The organism is Mycobacterium sp. (assembly GCF_049683935.1).
GTDB lineage: Bacteria > Actinomycetota > Actinomycetes > Mycobacteriales > Mycobacteriaceae > Mycobacterium.
Genome location: NZ_JBAUJR010000090.1, coordinates 1 through 7,456, shown reverse-complemented (window position 1 = coordinate 7,456; position 7,456 = coordinate 1). Strand labels below are relative to the sequence as shown.

Sequence of the window (7,456 nt, the reverse complement as noted above, 5' to 3'; positions counted from 1 at the left end):
CGTGCATCCCGACGCCGTGATCGGCCACTCCATGGGCGAGGTCACCGCCGCCGTCGTCTGCGGAGCACTCAGCCTCGCCGACGGCCTCAAGGTCATCGCCCACCGCTCCACCCTGATGTCCCGGCTGTCCGGACAGGGCGCCGTCGCGCTCATCGAGCTGGACGCCGACGCCGCGCAGGCGTTCGTCTCCGATTATCCGACCGTCGAAGTGGCCGGCTACCTGTCGCCGCGCCAGACCGTCGTCGCCGGCCTGCCCGAGCAGATCGACGCCGTCATCGCCGCCGTCACCGCCCAGGACAAGTTCGCCCGCCGGGTCAACATGGAGGTCGCCTCCCACACCGCCCTGATGGACCCGGTGCTGCCGGATCTGCGGGATGCCCTGGCCGATCTGACCCCGCGGACACCGAACATCCCGTTCCTGTCCACGGTCACCGAATCCGGCGAGAACGAGGGCCAGGAGCCCACGCTGGACGCCGACTACTGGGTGGCCAACGTGCGCCGGCCGGTGCGGTTCAGCCAGGCCATCACGGCGGCGGCCGAGGAGATCGGCACGTTCATCGAGGTGAGTGCCAACCCGATCCTCACGTACGCCATCGGCGACACGCTGGACACCGGGCACCACCACAGCTTCGGCACGCTGGTCCGCGACACCGACGACACGCTGACCTTCCATGCCACGCTGAACGCGACGTTCACCAGCCACGCCCCGGAGACGCCGCACCTCGGCGAGCCGCACACCGCGCTGCCGACCACTCCGTGGCACCACACCCACCACTGGGCGATCAAGAAGCGGGCGCCGTCCTCAGGGGCGTCAGCGCCCCGCCCGGGCACCGTGCTGGGAGCGCACACCGCCGTCGCCGGCCCCCACCCGGGACACCTGTGGCAGGCCCGCCTGGTACCGCAGGCCAAGCCGTATCCGCACTCCCACCGATTCGGCGGGGTGGAGATCGTTCCGCTGTCCGTGCTGCTGCAGACGCTGGCGCTGGCCGCGAGCGAATCCGGCGCGTCGGCCCAACCGGCCCTGGCGGATGTGCGCTTCGACTTCCCGATCGTGCTCGACCGGCCGCGTGTGGTGCAGGTGTTCACCGACGGCGACGTCGTCAGCGTGTCGTCTGCGCCTCAATCGGCGGATTCCGCGCCCGCGGACGGCAGCTGGGTCCGGCACCTCACGGCGCAGATCTCCCGACGGGCACTCGGCGCGGAGGCCGCCGGCGTTACCTCCCTCGAGCAGGATGTGCCCGGCTACGCGCCGTCAGCGCTGGCCGAACTGCACAACGCCTGGGGCATCGACGGGCTGGCGTACCCGTGGTCGGTCAGCTCTCACGAGTCCTCACCCGGTGCGCTCCGGGCCGTCGTGGACCTCCCGGAAGGCTCACGGGTGTCGCTGCTCGATGCCGCCGTGAACCTCGGCCGACTCGTCGACGCGTCCACCCCGGGGCTGATGGTGCCCGCCTCGGCCGAGGACGTCACGTTCACCGGCCCCGAATTCTCGGGTGCGCAGGGAGTCGTCGACGCCCGCATCCGCGAGCGGACCGGCGACGACCTGCTCGTCGACATCGTGATCACCGGCGCCGACGGATCCCCGTGTGCCGAGATCCGTGCGATGCGCTACACCGCGGTGGAGGTGGACGCGGTCACGGCCGTCGACGCCGATCCGCGCCGAGTCGCCCACACGCTCGACTGGCAGCCCTGGTCAGCGGACACGGCCTCCGCTCAGGCCGATGCCGCACCGGTCGCCGTCATCGGCGACGGTGACGTCGCCGACGCGCTGCGAGACAGCCTTCAGGCCGTCGGCGACCGCAACGCCGACATCGCCGATGCCCGCCACGTGGTGTACGTCGCCGAAACCGGCACCGACGGCGATCTCGACGCCTCGCTGCGTCTCACCACCGAGGTGTCCGAACTGGTCGGCCGGCTCGCCGAGCGGGACCCACGCAATCCCGCGGCGCTGTGGATCGTCACCCGTGGAGTGCGGGAGGCGGCGTCCGAGGCCGCCGTGCGCCAGAGCAGCCTGTGGGGTCTGGCCGGCGTCATCGGAGCCGAGCAACCGCAGTTGTGGGGCGGCCTGGTCGACCTTCCCGAGGACGACGCGTGGGCCGACAGTGCCGCCGCTTTCGCCGGAGTGCTGCCGACACCGGTGAAATCGATCGCGGTACTGCGCGACGGGCAGTTCCTCACCTCCACGCTCACCGAGATCGCCGACGAACCGGCGCGGGACACGCTTCGCTGCCGCCCGGACGCCGCCTACCTGATCACCGGCGGCATGGGTGTGCTGGGGTTGTTGATGGCGGACTGGCTCGCCGACCGGGGCGCGCGGCGGGTCATCCTCGCGGGGCGCACACCGCTGCCGCCGCGCCGAGATTGGACCGACTCCTCGGAGTCGACTGCCGACGCCGACACCCGCCGCAAGATCGCGGCGATCCGCGCGCTCGAGATGCGGGGGGTCTCCGTCGAGGCGGTCGCGCTCGACATCGGCTCACCTGACGCAGTGCAGGCCGTGGTCGACAAGCGCGACGCCGACGGCGCACCACCCATCCGGGGTGTCATCCACGCCGCGGGCATGACCGAGGCCCAGTTGCTCACCGAGATCGAGCAGGACCGTGTGCACCGCACGCTGTGGCCGAAGGTCGCCGGCGCGCAGGCATTGCACGCGGTGTTCCCGCCGGGCACCCTCGACTTCCTGTACCTCGCCGCGTCGGCGGGTGCGGTGTTCGGCATCCCGGGGCAGGGCGCCTACGCCGCAGGCAACGCCTACCTCGACGGCCTGGCCCGCGCGCGGCACCTGGCCGGCGACAACACCGTCAGCTTGGACTGGGTGGCCTGGGACGGACTCGGGTTCGGCGCCGAGGCGCAGATCGTGATCCAGGAACTCGAACGAGTGGGGTCCCGGCCGATCGGGCCGACCGAAGCGTTCGCGGCCTGGGATTTTGTCACCCGCTTCGACGTCGGCCAGGTGGTCATGGCGCCGATGCAGTCCGCCGAGGACGCCGCTGCGGTCACCGCCGACGCGCGGCCGACGGCACCGACCCGCGCGTGGTCGTCGATGGCACCCGACGAGCTGCGGACCGAACTGCAGGACGGGCTGCGCGGCATCCTGGCGATCGAACTGCGGCTGCCCGAGAGCGAGGTCCACACCGATCGGCCGTTCGCGGAGATGGGCCTCAACTCGGTGATGGCGATGTCCATCCGCCGCGAGGTCGAGCGACTGGTGGGCCTCGAGTTGTCAGCGACGATGCTGTTCAACCACCCGACGATCGATACGTTCGCGGCCTACCTCGCCCAGCTGCTCGTTCCGGACGACGGCGGCGACGAGGCCGACGACGACTCGGGCGACAGCCTGCTCGATTCGCTCTTCGACAGCGTTGAATCCACCTGAACCGATGCGTGCAATCGCACTCGATTTCTCGGTTTCACCCGACACGCGAGAACATGATCATGTCGGGAGCCGATTCGAAAGGAATCACTGATGCCAGCTGTGATGACACCGACCGAAGCCGATATCCCCGCGGTGCTCGCCGGCCGCGCCCGGCAGCAGCCCGACGACATCGCCTACACCTTCGTCGACTACGAGGCGGATCCGGCAGGCGTCTCTGAGAGCCTGACCTGGTCCGAGGTGCACGAGCGGGTGCAGATCGTCGCCGAGAAACTGGCGAAGGTCGGTTCCCCCGGTGACCGTGCGGTGATCCTGGCACCCCAGAGCCTCGAATACATCATCGGCTTCCTCGGCGCCATCCAGGCAGGTTTCCTCGCGGTGCCCCTGTCGATGCCGCAGACACGCCATCACGACGAGCGTGTCACCGGCGCGATGAAGGATTCGGAGCCGGTCGTGGTGCTGACGACCTCGGCCGTCGTCGACGACGTCCGCAGGTACGGCCAGGCCGACCCGAAGCAGCGTGCACCCAAGTTCATCGAGGTCGACACCCTCGACTTCGACTCCCCGCCGAAACCGGCTCCGCAGTCCTCGCTTTCCAAGACTGCCTACCTGCAGTACACGTCGGGGTCGACCCGCAGTCCCGCCGGTGTGGTGGTCAGCCACCGCAACGTCGTCATCAACGTGGGCCAGTTGCTCACCGACTACTACGAGACCTATCCGGACGGCGCACCGCAGGACACCACGGTCGTGTCGTGGCTGCCCTTCTATCACGACATGGGACTGATCGTCGGGGTGTTCATCCCGATGGTCCTGGGCCGGCCGGCGGTGTTGATGAGTCCGGTCGCGTTCATGCAGAAGCCGTCCCGCTGGATGCAGCAGCTGGGGTCGAACACCAGCGCCTTCACCGCGGCACCGAACTTCGCCTTCGAGCTCGCGGTCAAGCGCACCACCGACGACGACCTGGCCGGTAAGGACCTCAGCGGCGTGGTCGTGATGATCAACGGCGCCGAGCGGGTGCACGGGTCCACGGTCCGTCGCTTCAATGAGCGGTTCGCCGCGTTCGGGCTGCCGGATTCGGCGATGCGTCCGTCCTACGGTCTGGCCGAGGCGACCGTGTACGTCGCGGCGTCGGCCGGTGGCCGACCGCCGACGGCCGTGCGCTTCGACTTCGAGAAGCTGGCTGCCGGTCACGCCGAGCGCTGTGACGGTGAGGACGGGTCCGAGCTGATCGGGTGCGGCGCCCCGCGGTCCACGACCGTTCGAGTGGTCGACCCGGACACCCTGGTCGAGAATCCTGCGGGCAAGATCGGCGAGGTCTGGCTGCACGGTGAGTACGTGGCGGGCGGGTACTGGCACAACCCCAAGCTGAGCGAACTGTTCGCCGCCCAGCTGGGGGAGCCGACCGCAGGGACACCGAAGGGGCCGTGGCTGCGGACCGGCGATCTGGGCGTGATGTTCGACGACGAGCTCTACATCATCGGGCGCATCAAGGATCTGCTGATCGTCGACGGCCGTAATCACTATCCCGACGACATCGAGGCCACCGTCGCCGAGTTCACCGGCGGCCGGGTTGCGGCCATCTCGATTCCCGATGAGGCGACCGAGAAGCTGGTCGTGATCGCCGAGTTGAAGAAACAGGTCGACGCGTCGGTACTCGATGCGGTCAAACAGCAAGTGACATCGGCGATCTCGATGACCCACAGTGTGAGTCTCGGCGATCTCGCACTGGTCGCACCCGGCACCCTGCCGCTGACCACCAGCGGCAAGGTGCGTCGGGCGTCTTCGGCGGAGCTCTACCGCAGTGACGGCTTCAGTCGTCTGGACGTCACTACATGACACCTGCTTTCGACGAGGCTGCAGTTCGTCGTTGGCTGGTCGACTACCTGGTCGCGAACAACGGGTGCAGCCCCGAGCAGATCGACCGCGGTGCGTCGATGCACGATCTTGGTGTCGGATCCCGGGACGCGGTGGTCCTCACCGGGGTCTTGTCAGAGTTTCTGGGCCGCAACGTCTCTCCGGTGGACTTCTGGCAGTACCCGACCGTCGACGCGCTGGCCAGGTACCTGACCGGCGGCGACGTCGAACCCGTCGCCGGCACATCGGACGACGACCGTCCGGCCTCGCTGGACGAACCCATCGCGGTGATCGGGCTGGGCTGCCGCTTTCCCGGCGGGCCGGACGTCGACGGCAACATCGAGGGCCCGGATGCGTACTGGGACTTCCTGACCGAGGGCCGATCGTCAGTGGGCGAAGTGCCCGCGGACCGTTGGGCGTGGTTCGACGACGGCACCGCCGAGGGCTCCGCGGCGCTCGCGGCAACCACGCGGTGGGGATCGTTCCTGCGCGATATCGACAGCTTCGACGCCGAGTTCTTCGAGATCATCCCGCGCGAAGCGACCCGGATGGACCCGCAGCAGCGACTACTGCTCGAGGTCACCCACGAGGCGCTGGAAAGCGCCGGCATCCCCGCGGATTCGCTCGCCGAGACCAGGACCGGCGTGTTCGCCGGCGCCAGCACCGCCGACTACGCCCAGCTCGGTTCGACCGATCTGAGCGGTGTGGACGCGTGGTACAGCACCGGTGGCGCGTTGAGCATCATCGCCAACCGGGTGTCGTACTTCCTCGATCTTCGCGGTCCGTCGGTGACGATCGACACGGCGTGTTCGTCGTCGTTGGTGGCCATCCACCTCGCCTGCCAGAGTCTGCGCACCGGCGACTCCACCTTGGCGCTCGCGGCCGGGGTGAACCTGCTGCTGTCACCTGCTCCCACGCGGAGTTTCGATCAGGCCGAGGCGATGTCGCAGTCGGGTCAATGCCATGCCTTCGACGCCGAGGCCGACGGGTTCGTCCGCGGTGAGGGCTGCGGTGTCGCGGTGCTCAAGCGGCTCTCCGACGCGCAGCGCGACGGCGACCGCGTGCTGGCGGTCATCCGCGGGTCGGCGGTCAATCAGGACGGCCGCTCCAATGGTCTGATGGCGCCCAATCCGTCCGCGCAGATGGCGGTGCTGCGTGCGGCGTACTCGGCGGCGGGGGTGGACCCGCGCGAGGTGGACTACGTCGAAACCCACGGCACCGGAACGCTGCTGGGTGATCCGATCGAGGCGCGCGCACTCGGCACCGTGCTGGGCAAGGGTCGGGCGGCGGATGCGCCGCTGTTGATCGGCGCGGTGAAATCCAATCTCGGGCACCTGGAAGCCGCTGCCGGCCTGGCCGGCTTCGCCAAAGCCGTCTTGTCTTTGCAGCACAACAAGATTCCCGCGAACCTCGGCTACCGGAACCCGAACCCGCACATCCCGTTCGACAAGCTGCGCCTCAAGGTCATCGCCGAGCACACCGACTGGGCTCCGGTCGGGCGGCCCCGTCGGGCGGGCATCTCCTCGTTCGGGTTCGGCGGCACCAACGCCCACGTGGTGATCGAGCAGGCACCTGTGATGGCGCCGTCGATCGTGGCAGGTGAGCACGCGGTGACGACCCTGGTGGTGTCCGGCAAGACGCCCGAGCGCGTCGCCTCACAGGCGGAGATGGTTGCCGGATGGATGGCCGGGGCCGGGGCCGACGTGTCCCTGCCCGATGTGGCCAACACCCTCAACCACCACCGCTCCCAGCACGCCACCTTCGCCACCGTGGTCGCCCGGGACAAGGCGCAGGCCATCGCCGGACTGCAGGCCCTCGCCGCGGGGGAGTCGGGTCCGGGTGTGGTCACCGCGGCATCGAGCACACCCCGGCCCGGGACGGTCTTCGTCTACTCCGGGCAGGGGTCGCAGTGGGCCGGGATGGCCCGCCAACTGCTGGCCGACGAACCGGAATTCGCCCGCGCGCTGGCCGAGATCGAGCCGGTGTTCGTCGAGCAGGTCGGGTTCTCGCTGCACGACATCATCGCCGGCGGCGAACCGATCAGCGGCGACGCCCAAGTCCAACCGGTCCTGATGGGGCTCCAACTGGCCCTGACCGAACTATGGCGCTCCTACGGCGTGCATCCCGACGCCGTGATCGGCCACTCCATGGGCGAGGTCACCGCCGCCGTCGTCTGCGGAGCACTCAGCCTCGCCGACGGCCTCAAGGTCATCGCCCACCGCTCCACCC

The 7,456-nt window shown here is 69.4% G+C and carries 3 protein-coding genes; all 3 read left to right on the top strand.

The features are described from left to right. Nucleotides 1-3,376: KR domain-containing protein (locus tag WA965_RS05060; RefSeq protein ID WP_526298167.1), on the top strand; the 3,376-nt coding region annotated here is incomplete at its 5' end. Between the two features lie 102 nt (nucleotides 3,377-3,478). Beyond that, nucleotides 3,479-5,209 (top strand): fatty-acid--AMP ligase, encoded by a 1,731-nt coding sequence (locus WA965_RS05055; RefSeq protein ID WP_526298169.1) that lies wholly within the window; start codon nucleotides 3,479-3,481, stop codon nucleotides 5,207-5,209. Then, nucleotides 5,206-7,456 (top strand): type I polyketide synthase (locus WA965_RS05050; protein ID WP_526298165.1); only part of this gene is annotated, 2,251 nt, incomplete at its 3' end. The genes WA965_RS05055 and WA965_RS05050, both read left to right, overlap by 4 nt.

Bases quoted from the DNA above. Each gene is read 5' to 3' on its own strand.
- WA965_RS05055 (WP_526298169.1), top strand. From the start codon at position 3,479: ATGACACCGACCGAAGCCGATATCCCCGCGGTGCTCGCCGGCCGCGCC.